The sequence below is a fragment of the Streptomyces zagrosensis genome, from assembly GCF_014203645.1.
Classification (GTDB): Bacteria; Actinomycetota; Actinomycetes; order Streptomycetales; family Streptomycetaceae; genus Streptomyces; species Streptomyces zagrosensis.
Map to the genome: position 1 here is coordinate 364,408 of NZ_JACHJL010000001.1, position 19,382 is coordinate 383,789.

General features: G+C 68.4%; 15 protein-coding genes and 1 pseudogene. 5 read left to right on the plus strand and 11 right to left on the minus strand.

The window, feature by feature from the left end:
• Window positions 1-90 precede the first annotated feature (90 nt).
• The 5 genes and pseudogenes from FHS42_RS01610 to FHS42_RS39330 all read right to left on the minus strand — a co-directional run.
• Window positions 91-1,845: an NAD+ synthase gene (locus FHS42_RS01610; protein ID WP_184568648.1), complete on the minus strand. Its 1,755-nt coding sequence runs from the start codon at window positions 1,843-1,845 to the stop codon at window positions 91-93.
• A 203-nt stretch (window positions 1,846-2,048) separates the two neighbouring features.
• Window positions 2,049-3,797, minus strand: coding sequence for a multicopper oxidase family protein (locus FHS42_RS01615; protein ID WP_184568649.1), 1,749 nt, complete (start codon window positions 3,795-3,797; stop codon window positions 2,049-2,051).
• 143 nt (window positions 3,798-3,940) lie between these two features.
• Window positions 3,941-4,471 (minus strand): hypothetical protein, encoded by a 531-nt coding sequence (locus FHS42_RS01620; RefSeq protein WP_184568650.1) that lies wholly within the window; start codon window positions 4,469-4,471, stop codon window positions 3,941-3,943.
• A 10-nt stretch (window positions 4,472-4,481) separates the two neighbouring features.
• Entirely contained in the window at window positions 4,482-5,204 is a 723-nt protein-coding gene (locus FHS42_RS01625; protein WP_184568651.1) for a GntR family transcriptional regulator, read from the minus strand.
• A gap of 300 nt (window positions 5,205-5,504) precedes the next feature.
• Window positions 5,505-7,284, minus strand: a pseudogene (locus FHS42_RS39330) (collagenase); the annotation flags it as partial.
• A gap of 378 nt (window positions 7,285-7,662) precedes the next feature.
• Between FHS42_RS39330 and glnA2 the strand changes: the two are divergent.
• Window positions 7,663-9,024, plus strand: a complete 1,362-nt coding sequence (glnA2, locus tag FHS42_RS01635; protein ID WP_184568652.1) for a gamma-glutamylpolyamine synthetase GlnA2 — start codon at window positions 7,663-7,665, stop codon at window positions 9,022-9,024.
• Window positions 9,025-9,238: 214 nt separating this feature from the next.
• Here the strand turns inward: glnA2 and FHS42_RS01640 are convergent, their stop codons facing one another.
• The 4 genes from FHS42_RS01640 to FHS42_RS01655 all read right to left on the minus strand — a co-directional run bounded on the left by FHS42_RS01640 (window position 9,239) and on the right by FHS42_RS01655 (window position 11,633).
• Window positions 9,239-10,468, minus strand: a complete 1,230-nt coding sequence (locus tag FHS42_RS01640) for a helix-turn-helix domain-containing protein (protein ID WP_246494102.1) — start codon at window positions 10,466-10,468, stop codon at window positions 9,239-9,241.
• Window positions 10,469-10,552: 84 nt separating this feature from the next.
• On the minus strand, window positions 10,553-10,843 hold the full coding sequence (locus FHS42_RS01645; protein ID WP_184568653.1) for a DUF7848 domain-containing protein: 291 nt from the start codon (window positions 10,841-10,843) through the stop codon (window positions 10,553-10,555).
• On the minus strand, window positions 10,840-11,316 hold the full coding sequence (locus FHS42_RS01650) for a hypothetical protein (RefSeq protein WP_184568654.1): 477 nt from the start codon (window positions 11,314-11,316) through the stop codon (window positions 10,840-10,842). The genes FHS42_RS01645 and FHS42_RS01650 overlap by 4 nt, the downstream gene beginning before the upstream one ends.
• Window positions 11,313-11,633, minus strand: coding sequence for a hypothetical protein (locus tag FHS42_RS01655; RefSeq protein WP_184568655.1), 321 nt, complete (start codon window positions 11,631-11,633; stop codon window positions 11,313-11,315). The genes FHS42_RS01650 and FHS42_RS01655 overlap by 4 nt, the downstream gene beginning before the upstream one ends.
• A gap of 626 nt (window positions 11,634-12,259) precedes the next feature.
• Here FHS42_RS01655 and FHS42_RS01660 point away from each other — a divergent pair.
• Window positions 12,260-13,525: an NsdA family TPR-like regulatory protein gene (locus FHS42_RS01660; protein ID WP_184568656.1), complete on the plus strand. Its 1,266-nt coding sequence runs from the start codon at window positions 12,260-12,262 to the stop codon at window positions 13,523-13,525.
• On the opposite strand, the gene FHS42_RS01665 is transcribed toward FHS42_RS01660, so the two are convergent.
• Both FHS42_RS01665 and FHS42_RS01670 read right to left on the minus strand, forming a co-directional pair.
• Window positions 13,506-14,168: an HAD family hydrolase gene (locus FHS42_RS01665; protein WP_184568657.1), complete on the minus strand. Its 663-nt coding sequence runs from the start codon at window positions 14,166-14,168 to the stop codon at window positions 13,506-13,508. The two genes, FHS42_RS01660 and FHS42_RS01665, sit on opposite strands and share 20 nt — an antisense overlap.
• A 390-nt stretch (window positions 14,169-14,558) precedes the next feature.
• Window positions 14,559-15,791 carry a helix-turn-helix domain-containing protein gene (locus FHS42_RS01670; protein WP_184568658.1) on the minus strand — a complete coding sequence of 411 codons (1,233 nt, stop codon included), beginning with the start codon at window positions 15,789-15,791 and terminating at the stop codon, window positions 14,559-14,561.
• A 380-nt stretch (window positions 15,792-16,171) separates the two neighbouring features.
• Here FHS42_RS01670 and FHS42_RS01675 point away from each other — a divergent pair, with 380 nt between their 5' ends.
• From FHS42_RS01675 to FHS42_RS01685, 3 genes are all read left to right on the plus strand, one after another.
• On the plus strand, window positions 16,172-16,849 hold the full coding sequence (locus tag FHS42_RS01675; protein ID WP_184568659.1) for an HAD family hydrolase: 678 nt from the start codon (window positions 16,172-16,174) through the stop codon (window positions 16,847-16,849).
• Window positions 16,850-17,060: 211 nt separating this feature from the next.
• A complete protein-coding gene (locus FHS42_RS01680) occupies window positions 17,061-17,591 on the plus strand; it encodes a flavoprotein (RefSeq protein ID WP_184568660.1) in 531 nt (176 codons plus the stop codon).
• 494 nt (window positions 17,592-18,085) lie between these two features.
• Window positions 18,086-19,195 carry a methyltransferase domain-containing protein gene (locus tag FHS42_RS01685; RefSeq protein WP_312866659.1) on the plus strand — a complete coding sequence of 370 codons (1,110 nt, stop codon included), beginning with the start codon at window positions 18,086-18,088 and terminating at the stop codon, window positions 19,193-19,195.
• Window positions 19,196-19,382: the final 187 nt, after the last annotated feature.

Genomic DNA, 19,382 nt, shown 5'->3' on the forward strand with positions numbered 1-19,382 from the left:
CACCGCCTGCACGCGCACGTCGTCACGCAGTGTCAACCGGCGTGCGGGGGCAGGCATTCCCGTGCGTCTTGGCCGGGGCCCGCCGGCAGATCAGCCCGACTCGCGCCAGCGGCTGGTGATCGGTAGCCTGCGGTCCTTGCCGAAGCCCTTGGCGGAGATTTTGGTGCCCGGCGGGTACTGGCGCCGCTTGTACTCGGCCGCGTCCACCATCCGCAGCACCCGGGTGACCAGCTGCGGCTCGAAGCCCGCCGCGACGATCTCCGCACTGCCCTGGTCGCGGTCCACGTAACGGTTCAGGATCTGGTCGAGTACGTCGTAGTCGGGCAGCGAATCGGCGTCCACCTGGCCGGGGCGCAACTCCGCGCTCGGCGGCTTGGCGATGGAGTTCTCCGGGATCGGCGGCGTCTGGCCGCGATCGGTGGCCGCCTGGTTGCGCCACTTCGCGAGCCGGAAGACGGCCGTCTTGTAGAGGTCCTTGATCGGGCCGTACGCGCCGACAGAGTCGCCGTACAGCGTGGAATAGCCGCACGCCAGCTCGGACTTGTTGCCGGGGGCAAGGACGATATGGCCCTCCTGGTTGGAGAGCCCCATCAGCAGCGTGCCGCGCAGCCGCGCCTGGAGGTTCTCCTCGGCAAGTCCGGTCAAATCGAGCGAGCCCATGTACGCCTCGAACATCGGCACGATCGGCACCGTACGGAAGTTCAGGCCGGTGCGCCGGGCCAGTTCCGCGGCGTCGTCCTTGGAATGGCTCGACGAGTATTTGGAGGGCATGGACACCCCGTACACGTTGCGCGCACCGACCGCATCGCAGGCTATGGCCGCCACCAGCGCCGAGTCAATGCCTCCGGAGAGCCCGATGAGCACGCTACGGAACCCGTTCTTGGCCACGTACGCGCGCAACCCCACCACCAGCGCGGTGTAAATCTCCTCCTCGTCGCCGAGCCGCTCGGCCTGTCCGCCGGCCAGCTCACGCTCGTACGCGGGCAGCGGCTCTTGGCTGAGCGTGACGTGGTCGATGCGCAGCCCGTCGTCCACGACCCCGGACGGCGGCTCATCGGCCGCGGCCGGCAGGTCCAGGTCGATCAGCACACAGCCCTCGGCGAACTGCGGGGCCCGCGCGATCACCTCGCCGCCCTGATCCACCACGATCGAGTCACCGTCGAAGACCAACTCGTCCTGACCACCGATCATCGCGAGGTAAGCGGTCGTGCAGCCCGCCTCCTGCGCCCGCTTGCGTACCAGGTCAAGGCGGGTGTCGTTCTTCTCCCGCTCGTACGGGGAGGCGTTGATGGACACCAGCAGCCCGGCCCCGGCCGACCGGGTGGCGGGCACCCGGCCGCCGTCCTGCCACAGGTCCTCGCAGATGGCGAGGGCGACATCGATGCCGTGCACCCGGATGATCGGCATCGTCTCGCCCGGTACGAAGTAGCGGAACTCATCGAAGACGCCGTAATTCGGCAAGTGGTGCTTGGCGAAGGTCAGCACCACCTGCCCGCGGTGCAGCACTGCGGCGGCGTTGCGCGGCGCGCCCGCGGGCTGCCCATAGCGCGGCTGCTCCTTGTCGCTGCGGTCGAGGTAGCCGACGATCACCGGTAGCTCGCCGAACCCCTCTGCCTTCAGGCGGGCCGCGAGGTCGGTCAGCGCGGAGCGGGACGCTTCGACGAAGGAGGCGCGTAGTGCCAGGTCCTCGACGGGGTAGCCGGTCAGCGCCATTTCGGGAAACGCCACCAGGTGGGCGCCCTGTTCGGCGGAGTGCCGGGTCCATTGGACGACTGTCTCGGCGTTGGCCGCGAGGTCGCCGACGGTGGAGTCGATCTGATTCAGAGCGAGGCGAAGTTGAGGCACACGGCCAGTGTAATCGTCTTACTGACGCGATGTGGCTGGGGCCACCACTGCGTTAGCCCATGCGTTGCGCACTGGTGGCGGGCACGAAGCGAGGGGGCGGAGCGGGGGGCGCGGAGCGGGCGCGAAGCGGGGGGGCGAATCGGGGGCGGAGCGAGGGGGCGGAGCCAAGGCCCCGCCCCCTCAGTCGGCACCGGCTGTCGTTGCTACCTGCGGTAGCCAAGGACCGTCATCATGCCCGTCTCCGCGTGGTAGACGTTGTGGCAGTGCAGCATCCATAGGCCCGGATTGTCCGCATCGAGGTCCACGTCGAGGCGGCGGCCCGGCAGCACGATGGCGGTGTCCTTGCGCGGGCCGCCGCTTAGGGGAGCGGCCCGGCGCCCGGTGCCCCCGCCCCGTGCGGCCGTGGACGAGGCCAGGGCGAAGGTGTGGCCGTGCAGATGCATCGGGTGCCACATCGCGCTGTCGTTCACGAACGACAGCCGTACGCGTTCGCCCGCGCGCACCGGAAGCCGGCTTTCCGGGTCGGAGCGCTTGCCGTTGATCGCCCAGTCGTAGCGGGCCATCGAGCCCGTCAGACGGAGCCTGATCGTGCGGTCCGGTGCGCGGCGCGACAGTCGTACGGGCTCGGCCGCCCGCAGCTCAAGCGCGGTCAGCAACGTGCCGTCCAACTCCCTCGGGCGGGTCTTGGCGGTGGGCGCCGCGCCACCTCCGGTGCGTAGCACGGCGAGCGCCGCGCGCTTCTTCCCCTCGGCCACCGCGGTCAGCGGGAAGACGCCATCCTTGGCCGTGACCAGCACGTCGTAGCGCTCACCCATGCCAAGGAGTAGCGCATCCGTCGTTGCGTGCTCGACCGGAAAGCCATCCGTGTGCGTCACGGTCATGGTGTGGCCGCCCAGCACGACCCGGAACGCCGTGTCCCCGCCCGCGTTGATCAGCCGGATACGCACCCGATCCCCGGGCCGCGCCGTGAAGGTGCGGGGGTCCTGCGCCGTACGGCCGTTGATGAGGTAGTACGGGTACGCCACATCACCCGCGTCGCCGCCAAGTAGCTTGCTGGTCGCGCCCATCATCATCCGGGACGGGCCGGACCTGGCCGAGGGGCTCGCGCTCCCGCCGTGGCCCGTCCCACCGTGCCCGCCCCCGTGCTCCATGCCGCCGCCGTCCTCGCCTCCCGCGCCGCCGCCGGCTCCGTGCTCCATGCCGGCGCTGAGCTCGGCGAGCACCGCATCCGGAGTACTGCCCTCGACACCGTCCACCCAGTCGTCCAGCACCACGACCCACTCCTTGTCGTACGACAGCGGCTCCTTCGGGTCATCGACGATGAGCGGTGCGTACAGCCCGCGGTCCTGCTGGACGCCCGAGTGGGGGTGGAACCAGTACGTGCCGGGGTGCGGCACCGTGAATCGGTACGCGAACGAGGCGCCCGCAGCGATCGGACGCTGAGTCAGACCCGGCACGCCATCCATGTCGTTGCGTAGCGCCAGCCCGTGCCAGTGGAGCGAGGTGGCCTCCGGCAGGTGGTTGGCGAGCGATAGGGCGAGCGTGTCACCCGCGGTGATCCGCAGTTCCTTGCCGGGCAACGCGCCGCCGTAGGCCCAGGAGTTGACGGCCACCCCGCCGCCGAGGTCGAGCCGGGCGCGCGTAGCGGTGAGGCTGACCTCCCGCACCGGGCCGGGGCGGCGCCGGCGCTCAGCGGCGGCGACCTCGGCGCCGTCGGGTGCCACATAGTCGCCGCTGCCCTCGGCGGGAGTCGCGTCCTTGCCATGGCCGCCGGGCGAGCCGGAGCCGGAACCTGAGCGGGAATCGGAACCCGAGCGGGAACCCGAGCGGGAACCCGAGCGGGAACCCGAGTGGGAACTGGATGAACAAGCGGCGAGCAGTCCGCCACCCGCCATCGCGGCGGTGGCGGTGGCGGTGGCGGCGAGCAGGGTACGCCGAGTGGTGGTGCGCATGACGAAATACACCTCGGATCGGTGTCGTTGCGTAAGGGAGGGCCGGCTGCCGCTCGCGGGCGCCCCGTAGCGCCCGACCAACGTGCGGGCAAGAGCACCGGGTTGGTCGAGACGAGAGGGCGGAGGGAACGGCGGCGGCCGTCCTACATGCGCAGCACCGTGCGACGTGCCAACGATGCGAGACGGGGTGGTGGATCGGGCCGCAGGGCGTGGGCCAGCGCGGTCAAACGCTCGGCGGCGGAGGCGCTGGCCCGGCGACGGGCAGCGGCGCTGAGGAGTAGCGCGATGGTCCACACCCCGAGTACCGCGAGGCAGACGGACATGGGGTCCATGCCGCCGTGCGCGGGGTCGGTGAGATGGAGAGGGGCGGCCAGTGGGGCAGCGGCGGTGTGCGGTGCCGCGGGGCGCTCGGCGTGGGCTGTGTGGTGCACGGACGCACCGGCCCCGGCGGCCGTGGGGTGGTCCAGGTGACGGGCCGCGGCCGACTGGGTCTGCTGGGTCTGCTGGGTCTGCACGGGCGCGGTGTGTCCGGCCGGGGTGCCGTGTCCCGTGGGGTGGCCCAGCGTGTGCATGGTGACGACGCCGAACAGCAGGGCCGTGAACAGCAGCAAGCGGGCACCCCATGGGGTGCCTCGTCGCTGGGTGCGCGGTGCCGAGCGCTGGCGGGCCTTCATCGCGACGAGTTTACCCCGGCGGGGTATGCGGGGCTTCTTCCTTAGTTTCCTTAGTTTCCTTGGTTGCCTTGGGCCGCGAAGACCAGAGCGACCGCACATGCCCCAGATGGCGCCGCATGCACTCCTGGGCCCCCTCGGCGTCGCCGGCGATCATCAGATCGAGGAGTTCGAGATGTTCTCCGGCGGACGCCACCAGTTCGCCGTTGCCGTCCAGCCGAGCGAGGCCGAACAGCCGGGCCCTGTTACGGAGATCGCCGACGACCTCCACCAGGCGGGCATTTCCGGCCAAGCCGACGAGTTGAAGGTGGAACCTGCGGTCCGCCTCCAGATAGCCGATGAGGTCATGACGGTCGGCGGCGGCGACGATCTCTTGGGCGACGGGGCGCATCGACTCCAAGTCCTCCACACAGACGGTGCGCGTCACCCGCCCGATGATGGGCACTTCGATCAGTTCTCGGATCTCGCTGTACTCGTCGAGGTCGCGGTCGGACAGCTCAGTGATCCGGAAGCCTTTGTTGCGTACGGGCTCCACCAGGCCCTCGCGGGCAAGGGCGAGCATCGCCTCGCGGACCGGCGTCGCCGAGACACCGAGTTCGGCGGCCAGCGTCGGGGCGGAGTAGACCGTTCCGGTCCGGAGTTCGCCGGCGATCATGGCGGCACGCAGAGCGTTCGCCACTTGGTCGCGCAACCGCTCCTGGACCAAAATCAGGTTGCGTTGGCGCAGGTCAGCCACGTGGGGCCCCTCCGTCCTAGGTTGGGCACGGAGAGTATAACTTCACATTTCAGCAACGCACCTCGGCCCCTACTCGGCCCGGTCCACGGGGACCGCCGCCCTCGTCCCGTTGGGGGCGGGACGAGGGCGGCGGGGTAGGGCGGCGGGCCCGGCCGCTCGGCATCCCGTACCGCAGTCGCGCTCCGTCGCGCCGTACGGGATCAGAGCCCGGGGCCTCATGCAGGGCTCAGGACTGAGGGCTTCGAGGCCGAGGGTGACGCGGCCGGGCCCCGTGCGGCGTTCGGGTCAGGCCGTCTTGGTGCAGCCGCCCGCCGCGCAGTCGGTCAGCCAGACGTCCCAATCCGCGTCATAGCGGGTGCCGATGGTGCGTGTGAGGCGCCGCCGGGTGCCCGCCCAGTCACCGCTGCGGTAGTACCCGAGAGCACCGTTTCCCTATCGGCGCGGTGGTTCTCCAGCATGTACCGCACCGCGAGGTAGCCCCAGCGGTAGACGCGTCCGGTGTCGGCGTCGTACGTGGTGTCGAAGAGCGTGCTGAGCCGATAGGTATGCTTTCCGGCCTCGGCAGCGGCCTTCCGACAGGGCAGCTTGCGGTAGCCGTACGACACGTACTCGGCGAAGCCCTCGATCCACCACACGGTCGGTGTGCTGATGCCCGCCTCGAAGTCGCCGTGCATAGTGAACCGGCCGTCGAGGTGGTGGGTGTACTCATGGTCGAGGTTCCAGATCGCGAACTCCGGCCGCCGCCACTCCGCTTCGTAAGCGATGAACCGCGGCTGGTTGCCCTGCATCGACGGGTCGCCTTCGAGGTGCATGCCGCCGTTGTTGGTGTGGATGCCCCGAACGAGCGGGTTGGCCTCCGCCCGCAGCGAAGCGTGCTGGAGGAAGCGGCCCAACTCGCGCCCGGCGTTGGAGGCGAGATAGCTCTGCTCGCCGCCCAGCAGCTCCAGGTGCGAACCGGCGAAGTCGAACAACGTCCGCAGTACGCCCGGGTCCCGCTCCACAGCGGTCACGAACGCGGGCACCTGGGGACCGTGGAACAGCACCATATAGACGTCGTTGACCGCGTTGAGCATCCACCACGAGCCGTTGTACGAGCCGTCGTACGCAGTCAACGGCTGCTGCACCAGCGGGAGGTAGCGGGCATTCTCCTCGGCGCTGTCGATCAGGGTGAGGCCTCGGACGGGGTCTCGCCGTTGGCGTCGGTGACGTCCGCTGAGCGCGGAGAGTTGAAGAACGCGTCGAGCCCGCCCCGGATCGCGGTGCGCAGCGCCGGTCCGTACGCGCCGACGTCCTGCGGGTGGTACCAGTGCGCAAAGTACCCGGCGCCCACAAACAGTACGACCTGTGGCATGCCGGTCGAGCCATTGCCCGGGTAGCTGTCCGAGCCGGCGCGAAGCGCCTGGGCGACGGTGACCATCTGCTGCCCGCGGAACGCGCCGCGCGCGTTGGTTCCGGTGAGGTTGAAGAGGGTGTTGATGCAGTCGGTGGACGAGCCCTTGATCTTCTTGACCAGCGAGGCACCGGTGTTCTGGGTGAAGTCGCCGACGTTGCACGCCACTTGGGCCACCTCGCGCGCCGAGGGGCGCCGGTGCTCGGGTAGAGCCGTGACGGCCGTGTGACAGCCGTGGTGGACTTGGCGGACCCGTGAGAGCTGGCGAGGTTGGCGGGGTGGTCGCCGTACGAGCGCCGTAGCGCGTCCTTTTCGGCCGCGAGCGGTGAGCGCTGCGCGAGCGGAATGGCCGCGTCCCGTACGTGCTTGGGGTCCTCCTCCCGCCCATCGGCGGGGGAAGGACCGTGCGGTTCGGCGCCGGTGGGGCTTGGCGCTGGGGCGGCAGCGGACGTAGGGGCGAGGGTGGCGGCGGAGGCCGCGTGACGTGGGATCGCGTGGCTGGGGGCACCGAGCAGCCCGACACTCAGACACAGAGATATAGCCAGGGCAGCCAGGGCAGCCAGCGTTGCCCGGGTTGACCGAGTTGCTGGCGGGCCGGTGCGCCGTTGCACCGGAGTGGTCCTCATAGAGTGTGCCTCCCGTGGGGATAGGTCGCCTGGCACGCCGCGGACGGTGAGCACCGCTGAACATCCATTGGCATGGACACGCGCGGGGCGTGTGGCATGTGAAATTTCACATGCCACCTCACGCGGGGAAGAGCCAAGGACGGACTAATCGGGCCGGCGCCTCATCGCCGCCCGCGTACGCACGCCAGAGCCGGCACGCCAAGCCCCGTACCGCCAGGGCCGGTGTGCCAGGGCCCGTAGGCGCATTAGGGGCTACGCACGGGGTCATCACACGGCCTCGGAAAAACCTGGGAAACGCGCGGTATCGGGGAACTCGTATGTGTTGGCGCGAAGTGCCGGTGTGGATGCGAAACTCAACGGAAACCCGGTGGCGTAATACTGAGGTGTCGCCGGATCTGCCAAGCACCCCAGATCGGCCGTCTGACCTGCGAGGATAGGTACTATGGATAAGCAGCAGGAGTTCGTGCTCCGCACGCTCGAAGAGCGCGACATCCGGTTCGTACGGCTGTGGTTCACCGATGTGCTCGGCTTCCTCAAATCCGTCGCGGTGGCCCCCGCCGAGCTGGAGCAGGCGTTTGACGAGGGAATCGGCTTCGACGGCTCCGCGATCGAGGGCTTCGCCCGGGTCTACGAATCCGACATGATTGCGAAGCCAGATCCGGCCACCTTCCAAATCCTGCCGTGGCGCGCCGAGGCCCCCGGCACCGCACGGATGTTCTGCGACATCCTGATGCCGGACGGCTCACCGTCGTACGCCGACCCCCGCTACGTCCTCAAGCGCATCCTCGCGAAAACCTCTGACCTGGGGTTCACCTTCTACACCCACCCCGAGATCGAGTTCTTCCTGCTGAAGAACAAGCCCGTCGATGGCACCCGGCCGGTACCCGCCGACTCTTCCGGCTACTTCGACCACACCCCGCAAAACGTCGGCATGGACTTCCGCCGCCAGGCGATCACCATGCTCGAATCCATGGGCATCTCGGTCGAGTTCTCCCACCACGAGGGCGCGCCAGGCCAGCAAGAAATCGATCTGCGCTACGCCGACGCGCTCTCCACCGCCGACAACGTCATGACCTTCCGCCTCGTCATGAAGCAGGTCGCGCTGGAACAGGGCGTACAGGCCACCTTCATGCCCAAGCCGTTCTCGGAATACCCCGGCTCCGGTATGCACACCCACCTCTCACTCTTCGAGGGCGACCGCAACGCCTTCCACGAGTCCGGTGCCGAGTACCAGCTCTCCAAGGTTGGCCGGTCCTTCATCGCGGGCCTGCTCAAGCACGCCGCGGAAACCTCCGCCGTGACCAACCAGTGGGTCAACTCGTACAAACGCATCTGGGGCGGCTCCCAACGCACCGCGGGCGCGGGCGGCGAGGCACCCTCGTACATCTGCTGGGGCCACAACAACCGCTCCGCGCTGATCCGGGTACCGATGTACAAGCCCGGTAAAACCGGCTCAACTCGCGTGGAGGTCCGCTCCATCGACTCCGGCGCCAACCCCTACCTGACGTACGCGGTCCTGCTAGCGGCCGGGCTGAAGGGCGTCGAGGAGGGCTACGAACTCCCGGCCGGCGCCGACGACGACGTGTGGGCGCTGTCCGACTCCGAACGGCGCGCCATGGGCATCGAACCCTTCCCACAAAACCTCGGCGAGGCGATCGCCCTCATGGAGCGGAGCGAACTCGTGGCGGAGACGCTGGGAGAGCACGTCTTCGACTTCTTCCTGCGCAACAAGAAGCAGGAGTGGGAGGAGTACCGCTCCGAGGTCACGGCGTTCGAACTGCGGAAGATGCTGCCGGTGTTGTAGGGCGGCGCGCCCCTGGCGGGTGGCCGGGGTGGGGGGCTTGGCGCGGGTCTCGTGGAGTGCGGCACCAGGCGGGCCCTGTGGGTGTGCCCGCGTCGTTCGCGGGCCGCATCGGTGTTCCCGTAGCTGAGGCACCGGGCGCGGATAGCGGGTTGGTTGCTCGGGGGCGGCGCCGCAGCGCTGAGGCGGCCTGGACGAATGAACGTTCCGGGCCCGCCTAAGCCCAAACGCCTACGTGTTGGGCGATACGGTGAAGCTCAGCGCGTGTGTCCGGGCGGGGTCGCTGCAGCAAGTTCTGCACTGCCCCCTTTACCAGGGAGGAGTACCGGGCCTCCTCCGGTGACGTCTCGATGATCTGCCGCAACATCCACAGGGCGCCGAAATCGTCCCCGCTTAGCCGGTGGGCGTGCATCACCTCAACCCGGTAGCGAGTCGTCCGCTCCAGCGGTAGCACTCCGCCGGGCTCGGGCACTTCTACATCGTCGGCGAGCCGCAGGGCCTCGCTGACGTCACCTTCCTCGGCCGCGAGGTGCACCCCGTGCATCCGGACGTTGGTGGGCCCGAAACTCGTATGGAAGTCGTTGCGATCGACCCCGATTCGTTCGGCGACCACATCGGCAGATCGCAGCATGTCCCACGCCGTAGGCGCCTTGTTGTCCCGAACGGCAGCGATGACCGCAGCCAGGTGCAGGGCACCGTACGCCGACAAATGCTCCGGTGACGGGTCATCGCCGGGGCGGCAATGGGCGATCGTGCTGCGGGCGAGTTCCAACGAGTCGGCCACTTCGCCAGAGCTGGTCAGGATGCCGCACACGTTCCAAGCGGCAGCAGCCGTCAGCGCCAGGTCACCAGTTTCGTCCGCGATCTGCATAGCCCGGTCCGCAGCACGAAGGGACAGTTTTCGCTCGCCCAGTCGCCGCAGGAACACCTGGTGCAGGTGTAACAGTGATACGAGCGCATGGACCGCGGTCAGCTCCTCACCTCCGCGAGTGGCGCGCAGTGTGGTGTACGCCTCGGCGAGCAGCCCCGGCAGCATCTCGCCGACCGGCTCATACCGTTCGACTTGAGTCTCGTAAATGCCCCACGCCTCGGCGACTCGCTCGGCAAGTTGCTGCGCGGTCAGTGGGTCGCCGGGGAGTCCGACACCGAGCAACGATGGGGGTGCATTGAGAGCGCGCCGGATACCGGGCACTGCGGGGTGTTCTGGGCCGACGAGGCTGAGGTTGAGCGAGGGGCCGACGAGGTCGCCGACGTTGTTGAGTCCGAGTTCGCGGGCAATCCGAATCAGCATGCTCAGTGAGTCGAGGGGAAGAACCCCGCGCTCAACCTTGCTCAGCCAATCCTCGGAACGGTCCACCAAGCCCGCGACGGCGGCCTGGGTGCGGCCGGCCTTGGTGCGGTAGTAGGCGATCCGTTCTCCCGTTGTCATGCCGGTGTGATCGATCATGTGGGTCCCCTTGATGGGTGGGAGCACTCACGGCCAGCGTACGGCTGACTGATTGCCGGGCGGCGGGGCCCAGCGGGGGCACGATCAACCCCCGGGCTCGTACTCGGCGGCGGGTCCGATGTCCTCGGCGGGGGTGATGAGCCACCCGTAAGTGATGGTGGCGGTGTAGTGCAGGTGCCGACCACCGGGGTGGTCGATGGCGGCGTGAGTGCGGCACCAGCGTTGCGCCTGGCTGTGCTGGCCCGTTGGACCTTCGGCGGTCGGTTGCGGGGACTGCTCACCGCAGGTGGCACACGTGGCACGGGCGGTGTAGGGCTCGGCGTCGAGGTCGGGGCCGATGGTCATGTCTACGAAGCGGTAGGTGCTGCGGGTCATGTGGTTGGCCCTTTTGTGAGTGCTTGTGTCCCGAGTGCTTGTGTTTCGAGTGCTTGTGTGCCGTGGATGTGGAGGGCGGCGGGTTCGAGGAATGTGGCGAGGGTGTAGGGGTCGGTGAGGTAGTGGCCTGTCCAGGTGTGGGGGATGCGCCAGTAGATGCCGGGGCTGGTGCGGTGGTGTGCGGGTGGCACGGCGACGTAATGGGCGCCGCGTTCGCCGGTGATGAGGGTGACGTGGTGGCTCATGCGGTCCCAGGGCAGGCCGGGTTGGCGGGTGGCCGGACCCTTGGGGACGAGCCAGTAGGCGGAGCCGCCGAAGGCGTCGATGATGGTTGCGGAGGTGGGGTGTTCGTGGTCGAGGAAGGCGAACGCGCAGCGGGCGACCGCGACGTTGGTACGCACCGCGTCCCAGACGTGGCCTGCGGGGAGCGGTAGGGCGTCGGTGCTGGCGGGTGGGGACCAGGGGAGGTTCATCGCGCCGCGCCGCCTGGGGTGCGGTGGTGCAGGGTGGTGGTGATGGCGTCGGCGAGGCGGGGAGCGTCGGTGAGCAGCCGGTCCGGCTCGGGTGTGATGCGCCACCATACGAGGTGGTCTCGGGTCATGCCGGGGACGAAGAGGAAGCTGCCGTCGTCCCCGGCCAGGGTGCACCTGTCGTCTGCGCGCAGGTGCTGCACGGCTGGAGCGTTGGGCTCGATGAGCCAGGTCAGGTGCGGTTCGATGTCCTCCTGGATCACCGCACCGCTGGTGTCACCGAGCTGAGCGAGGACCCGGTTGCCGAGATGCAGCGGCAACGTGAGGGCGTGCCACCCCAGTTCACCGACCCGCGTCCAGCGGACGCCGCCGCCGTCTGGAATCCAGTCGGGGAAGGTGGAGACGTCTCTCAGAGCTGCCAGAAGAGCGGCCCCATCTGTATGCCAGTTGATATCTGGGTGAATATGCCAGACCGGGCCCGGTCCCTGCGTTCGCCGTGACGGTGGGATCGAGAGTTGCCGGCGGACGCTCAGAGCCCATGTGTCGGGCACGTGTGTGGCGACCGTCTTCCTCGTACCGGGCGCGATGAAAAAGTACAGATCGTCCGATGTTTCGAGGACAGCTCCGATGCGAGGGCTAAGAGCCTTCAGGGTCGCAATGCCTGCGGAGCGTGGCACCCGCATAGCGTTCCACTCAACGCGGGTCAGGGGCAGAGTGCAGCCGTCCGCTGCGACTAGCGAATGGTGTGTGTCCATGGGGCCTCCGGTCCTCGGAAGGTGATGTGCGTTACAGCGTGCCTTTGGGGAGGACTCTGGACGAGGACTTACAGCGGACTTTTATGGGACGCGTTAAGGACTTCTTGGCACCTTGAAGGGTGACAGTGAGGGCTAGAGGGGTCCATCCTGGCATTCTGGCGGTACATCCGCGTCCGCTACCGGAGGTGAAGGTGCCACGATCCGTAGGCAACACCGCGCTCAAGGCCGCTCGCGCAGCGGCTGGTTACCGCTCTCAAGGGGCTCTGGCGACCGCCATGACGAAGGCTGCCCCATCCCTGGGCATCCGGGGCCTGTCTGTGGGCGTCCGGCAGGTTCGCCGGTGGGAGTCAGCTGTACCGCCGTGGCCGCAACCCGACCACCAGAGAGTCCTCATCCATCTTCTCGGTCAGCCCATCGAGCAACTTGGCTTCACCCCGCCATGGGGTGCGAGCATTGAACGGCCACAACAGCGGCGGCCAGGACCCTCGGGTGGCGCATCCTCGCTGGCCACCGTGCCCGTGCAAGCCACCTCGGTCTCCCACCCTGTCAGCGTGGGTGTCCAGTACGAGACCATCACGCGCGCACACCGAAATCTGTACTGGGCCATCGCTCCCACCGCACTCCATCTGACCGCTCTCGAACATGCCCGTCTGGGTTGCGCGATCCTTCCCGAGACCACCGGAGTGGTCCGCCGGAGGTGTGCCACGGCACTCGCCGAGTCGTACCTTCTCGTCGCCCGTATTGAGTTCTTCGACCTCCGTGACCCCGACCGCGCAGCCGATACCCTGACCCGCGCCCTTCAAGCGGCAGGGGAGGCCGACGACCCGTTGCTGGGCGCCGCCATCTTGGCCCACACCGCCTTCATCCCTGGCTGGGCCGGGCGGCGGGACGAGGCTGCGGAACGCATGGTCGCGGCTCGGACTTACGCGCGTCGAGGGCCCGCGCCCGCCACATTGCTGGCGTGGCTGGACGCTGTTGAGGCCGAATGTGAGACCCGGTGCGGCAATTGCCGTACCGCATTGCACCTCATCGGTCATGGTGAGGACCTGCTCGCAGCCGGAAGCGACCATCCGACACCCGAGTGGTTGGACTGGTTCGACTCCATCCGGTTGGCCGCTTTCAAGGGGAACACCCAGCTCAAGGCCGGCCATTTCCCCCAGGCACGGGAAACGCTACTCGCGGTCTTGGAGCAACTTCCCCCCGAGTCCGACAAGCAACGCAGTGTGGTCTTCGGCGACTTGGCGGCGGTCGAGGCCGCTACGGGCCACCCCGAGGCCGCGTGCGAGGCTGCGAGTAAGGCACTTGATCAGCTCGCGATCACCTGGTATGCGACGGGTATGGACCGTGTCAAGGAGGTACGCCGCGCGCTGGCCCCATGGCAGAACGAACGGTGCGTCCGCAGCCTGGACGACCGGCTGTACGGATGGGGCACGACGGTCAGCGCTCTCGCTCGTTGAAGTTCAAGATCAGCCCGGACAGCTCGCGTAGGCTCTCGACTCGGAACGTCGGGAGCTTTTGCGCGTCCTCGCTCGACCACTGGATGACGCCCCAAGGACCGCGCCGGATCAGTGCGGTGTGCATCCCGGCAACTCGGGCGGGAGCGATGTCATTGTCCACGCGGTCGCCGACGTACAGCGTCTCCTCGGCGCTGAAGGGCACGACCTCGGTGACGCGCTCGAAGAACAGTGGCTCCGGCTTGGCAGCGCCCCAGTCATCGGAGGTGCCGATTAGGTCCACGTCGTCAGTGAAGAGCTCTCGCAGAATCTTTCCCGCTCGCACGGTCTGGTTCCCCGCGATGCCCAGCCACAGACCGTCAGCGCGCAGTTGTCGTAGCGCCGGCCGCACATCTGCATACAGGTCCCCCTCGCCGAAACTCTCCGGCTGCCCGGCCTCCGCACGACGGTCCCGCTCGGCGTATAGGTCGAAGCCTGGCCGGAACATGCGGAAGGTTTCTCGATAGTCCTGCCCCTGAGCGATGACCGCACCGAACATGGCCGCGAAGGTATGCCGCGGCACACCCAGCCAGTCAGCCCAAGTTCCGTACTCTCGCGTTTCGTCAACCAGGCACTCACCGACATCGAAGACCACCGCGCGAATCATGGGAAGCAGGTTAGAGGACGGCCGGCGGGGCTGCGGCTCGGTGAGTTGGACGATGGCTCGTCTTCGTTCGCCCGCGATATAACGACCCCTGAAGGGGCGCCGCGCCGCCCTTCAACGAGTCTCCGGCCACGCGGGGCGCTACCGGGCCCCGGGCACCACTCCATGCCGTCCGTGTGCGCCAGCCCGGGGGTGAAGTCGCTCGCGCAGTTCTCTTTCACGACGCTTGCGGTCGGCTCGGTGGTGGTGCGCCATTGGCGGGCGGCGTACGGCGTGGAAGTGAACATGGATGATCCCCTTGGCAATCGCTGTCGATAAGGGAATCATTCCGTCTAGTAGCTGTCTTGACCGCACAGAAATATGCGGATGAACTTCTAGAGAGTTACTTGACAGCTACGCGCCGACCCAGTGGGCGAAGGCGGCCAACTCCTCGTCCTGCGACCGATCCAGCCGCACCAGCGTGCCCGACACCGCGCGCACGGTCGGGTGAAACCGCGTGTGGTTCGGACTCAGAGTCCTTGCGCGGCGTAGAGACGCGAACGACTGAGCACGGTGCCCCTCTGCGAGCTGGGCCGATGCGACATCAATGTGGTGATGGCTCGCCCGCTCGGCTGCGAGATCCAGCGGTAGCGCCCACTCGTCGCGTTGTTGGTCCTCGCCCCATTCGGCGAGCCTCGCCAGTGCCTGCTCCGTGTCACCTGAGTCGATGAGGCTCGCAATCTCATGAATACGCACGTTGGTGGGGCCGAAGCTCATCTCGTAGTGATCCGTGTCGCGCTCCCCGAGGAAGGCGGCGGTGGCCCGAGCCTCAATCAGGCGCTGCTGAGCACGGTCGGGGAAGCCGTCGCGTGCCTCCAGGATGGCGAGCTTGAGGAGGATGCCTCCGTGAACAGCGAGCTGTGGGTCGGACAGTGACTCTTCCGGAGCGAGGTGAGACACCTCCTGTTCCAGGCCGGTCAGGACTCGTCGGGCCGACTGGAAAGAGCCAACGCGAAGCATGGCCCCGGCCTTGAGGTATGCGGCGGTGACCTGCATCAGTGGATCTGCCGACCTGTCCGCTGCCCACTGCACGCGCTCGATCGCCGCCATGGACAAGTCGTGGTAGCCCAGTTTGTGAGCCAGGCTGTTCGAGGCACGGTAGGCCCTGGCAAGCCACCAGAACGCACACCGACGATCCTCCTCAACACGCGCCCCGAGGGCCAAGTGCGTCAACTCGGCCAGCAGCGGCGGCAGCAGTGGGCCCATGGGTACGTACCGGCCGTCTTGGCGCATCCGCGCCACGGTCTCCGCTTCGGCGGCGAGCACGGGAAGTGGCCGGGGTGCGACCGCCAGATCGTCCGGGCTGTCGTAGGTGAGCATGATGCGCCGCAGTTCAGGGATGACGCCCTGCACCTGGTCCTCAGCCTCCGCACCGTTCATGTAGGGCTGGCCGGTGATCCGCTCAGGGCCAACGCTGAGCGCCTGCGCGAGCTTGGCAATGATGCCCGGCGGGACGGTTCGGGACCCGCGTTCGTACTTCTCCATGCTGGAGACCGACACGTTGACCTTCGTGGCGAGCTGGCGGACGGACAACTTGCGGATCTTGCGGACCTCGGAGATGTTGTGCCCGATATGCGGACTGCTCATGATGCCCCCCAGCGCGCTCGGTGTCGTCGCCAGCGTACGGGCGGGGCGTCAGCGACGAGTAGAACCGCGTGTGCACGACCCCACAAGCGTCCGGACACTTGCTGCCGAGGGAGCTCCAGCCGGAATGCGCTCACTGGCCTTCGCCGATTGGTGGGGTCGGCATTACTCCTAGCCGGCGCTGCGAAAAGGTCGGCGCCCTGTAGCCATGCTCGACAGTGGCTCGCACGTCGGCAGCGGAGCCGATGAGCGCCGCCACGCGTTTCTACGTCCGGGTGGCCTAGGTAGTGCTCGATCGCGCCCCGATGGGCAGTTCGGGTGCGACCATGCCAGCCTCCGTTGAGAGTGTTCAGCGTGGAGTCCGACGAGGGGCGGTTGCAGCGATGACAGAAGGACTCCTGGTTCTGTGGGACATCGACCACACACTCGTAGAGACCCGCGGCGTGGGACGCGAGCTGTGGGCTACGGCGTTTCACGAGGTGACTGGCGTGGAGATGCGGGAGCAGGTGAGCATCGACGGGCTGACCGAGCCCGTTATCGTCCGCGAGACGGCGCGGCTGCACGGGGTGCGGTACTCGCGGAAGTTGTTCGAGGAGTTCGCGCGGGCACTGGGAGCCGCGCACCTGCGTCACGTCACCGCGATGCGCGAGCGCGGTCGTGCCTTGCCGGGGGCTTTGCCACTCCTCGCTGCGCTGGCTGACTGTCGGGGAGTACGGCAGACGGTCGTGACCGGCAATATCCGGTCGGCTGCCGAGGTGAAACTGGCGGCCTTCGGTTTGGGCAGATTCCTGGACCTCAACGTGGCCGCGTTCGGGGAGGATGCCGACGAGCGGCCGGGCCTGGTGAGCCGAGCCTTGGAACGTGCCGACGTCCCACCCAGCCGCGCGGTATTGCTCGGTGACACTCGGGCTGACGTGCAGGGAGGGCTGGCGCTCGGCGTACGGGTGATCGGGGTAGCGACGGGCCGGACTGGTGTGGACGATCTGACGGCAGCAGGCGCTTCGGCGGCCGTCGCCGACCTCGTTGACACTGATGGGCTACTGCGCCTGATCACGGCTTGATGCCCGTAGCCGCGGGCTATCTCAGTCCGCGTGGCAACCACCTTGCAGCTGGGCGAGATTGACCACGGTTAATCCCCTCGGTGAATGCCATCGGTAGGGGGATCGTCCCGTGCGGTAGCCGCTGCGAGTCCGTGCCGCTCGGAGGCTGGGAACGGTACGCGCGTCTCACCCTGCCCACGCGGGGACGGACGCGTGTGGTGAACTGCTGGGCATGCCGAGAGTGTTGCACCTCTTTGGAGCGGCAGCACCGCCCGTAGCGGGGTTCCCGCAGGTCGTGCGTCGCGTACGGGATGCCGGGTGGGAGGTGTGCGTGGGGTTGACGCCAACGGCGGCGGACTGGCTGGCGGACCAGGTGCCCCACCTGGAGGACGTGACCGGCAGGCCCGTACGGTCGCAGTACAAGCGGCCGGGCGAGCCCGATGTGTGGCCCAAGGCCGACGTGATCCTGTTCGCCCCGATCACCATGAACAGCCTTAACGCCTGGGCCCTGGGAATCACGTCCTCGTTCCCGGTGGGCGTCGTGGCCGAGGGCATTGGCAAGGATGTCCCGTTGGTCACCATGCCGTGTGTGAACTCGGCCTACGCCCAGCACCCGCAGTTTGCGCGCTCCGTCGAAACGCTACGGGCGGTTGGCGTCACCGTGCTGTACGGGGCGGGCGGCTTCGCGCCGAATCCGCCCGGAGAGAAGCGGCCGTACCCGTGGGATACGGCTCTCGCCGCAGCAACGCAGTTCAGGCGGTAGACCGGCTGATCCGCTCAGCGAGCGCTAGCGTTTTTGCGGACCACCCCCGCCCACGCGGGGAGCACGGGCTCGTCCCAGACAGCACCGCTGACACGCGCCTGACCCGACCCCGGTCCCCGCCCCGCGCCCACCGTCCGAGCTGTGCCGGGCGGTGTGGTTGGCCAGCGACACCGACTGCGCCCGGCAGGCCGCTGTCCTCCTCCTGGGTATGGGCTCCTGGGCATGGGCTCCTGAGTAGGGGCGTCCCCATTGTCATGCCCCGGCAGCGCTCGTCCGCTGACCGTGCACCCCAACGCGCCCCCGCGCCGCCCTAGAAGCGCCCGATCCATCGCAGGATGCTGGCCCTCCCAAGAACAGGGAGGAAAACGACCATGTCCGGCAAGCACGAGAAGCCGACACCACCCCCCTCCAGCGGAACTCCGCCGCCCGACAACGCCGATCACAAAGTCCCGCCCCCGCCTCCCTCCGGCGGCAAGCGCAAGAAGGGCTGACCGGTGCTCGCCGAGCAACAGCGACTCGACACCGCCATGACCGCCGCCGGAGCCTGGCCAGAAAGCTCCCCGTGGATACGGCAAGCCGTGCACGACCTGCCACGGCACGAGTTCGCACCTGATCGAGTGTGGGTGTGGGACGGCACCGCCTATCGCCCCATCGACCGCAGCGCCGACCCCACCGCCTGGGCCCAGGCGGTTTACGCAGGCCCCTACGACTCCACCGTCACCCAGCTCACCGGCGCCCGGGCCACCTCTTCGCTGTCGTGCACTTCAGTCGTCGCCGACATGCTCGACTCCCTCCAGACCGACCCGGGCCACCGCGTCCTCGAACTGGGCACCGGCACCGGCTGGAACGCCGGCCTCCTCGCTCGGCACGCGGCCCGGGTGGACAGCGTGGAGGTCGATGCCGACCTCGCTGCGTCCGCTGCTCAGCGCCTCAAGGCCCATGGCCTGGACGTCGCGGTGCACGTGGGTGACGGGGCCCGCGGCTGGCCGGCCGACGCCCCTTACGATCGCGTCATCTCCACCTATGCCGTCGAGGCCATCCCCTGGACCTGGATCGTCCAGACCCGACCCGGCGGGCGCATCGTCACCCCCTGGGGACGCTTGGGACACGTCGCCTTGACCGTCGCCGCAGACGGCCGGTCGGCGCACGGCTGGATGCAAGGTCTCGCCCAGTTCATGCCCGCCCGCCACGCCCCTACCAATTGCACCTACCCCGCCATCCGTGGCGCCGGGCCTCCTGCCGACGAACGGTTCTTCGCCCACGACCTCGCCGTCCTCCACGCCGACTGGCATCTGCGTTTCGCCGTACGCGCTCGTCACCCCCACATCCACCTCACCACCGCGGCAGATGACGACGGCGCACACGCCTGGCTCCACGACAACGCGATGTCCTGGGCCAACATCGTCACCACCGGCGGGCACACCATCGCCTACCAGGGCGGTCCCCACCGCCTCGCGGACCAACTCGAAGCCGCATGGCACTGGTGGGAGGCCGAGGGCCGTCCCGACCTCTACGACTTCGGCCTCACCGTCACCCCGGACGATCAGTACGCCTGGTGCCACGACCCGGACACCGGCCCCCGCTGGCCTGCCCCCCACACCTGATCCGCCAAGAAGCCAGGTAGCCTCGCGCGCAGCGAAGCCCCGACTGCGACCAGTCGGGGGCGCTCGTGCTGCCCGGCTACTCGGTAACTTCCCGGGGTCGGCTCGTTGCGCGGCACGGGGCAGCGGGGGCATGGTGCCGGCGTGAGGTGGGCGTCCCTTGCCCCTCCGGAGGTGGCCGGGCGCAGGG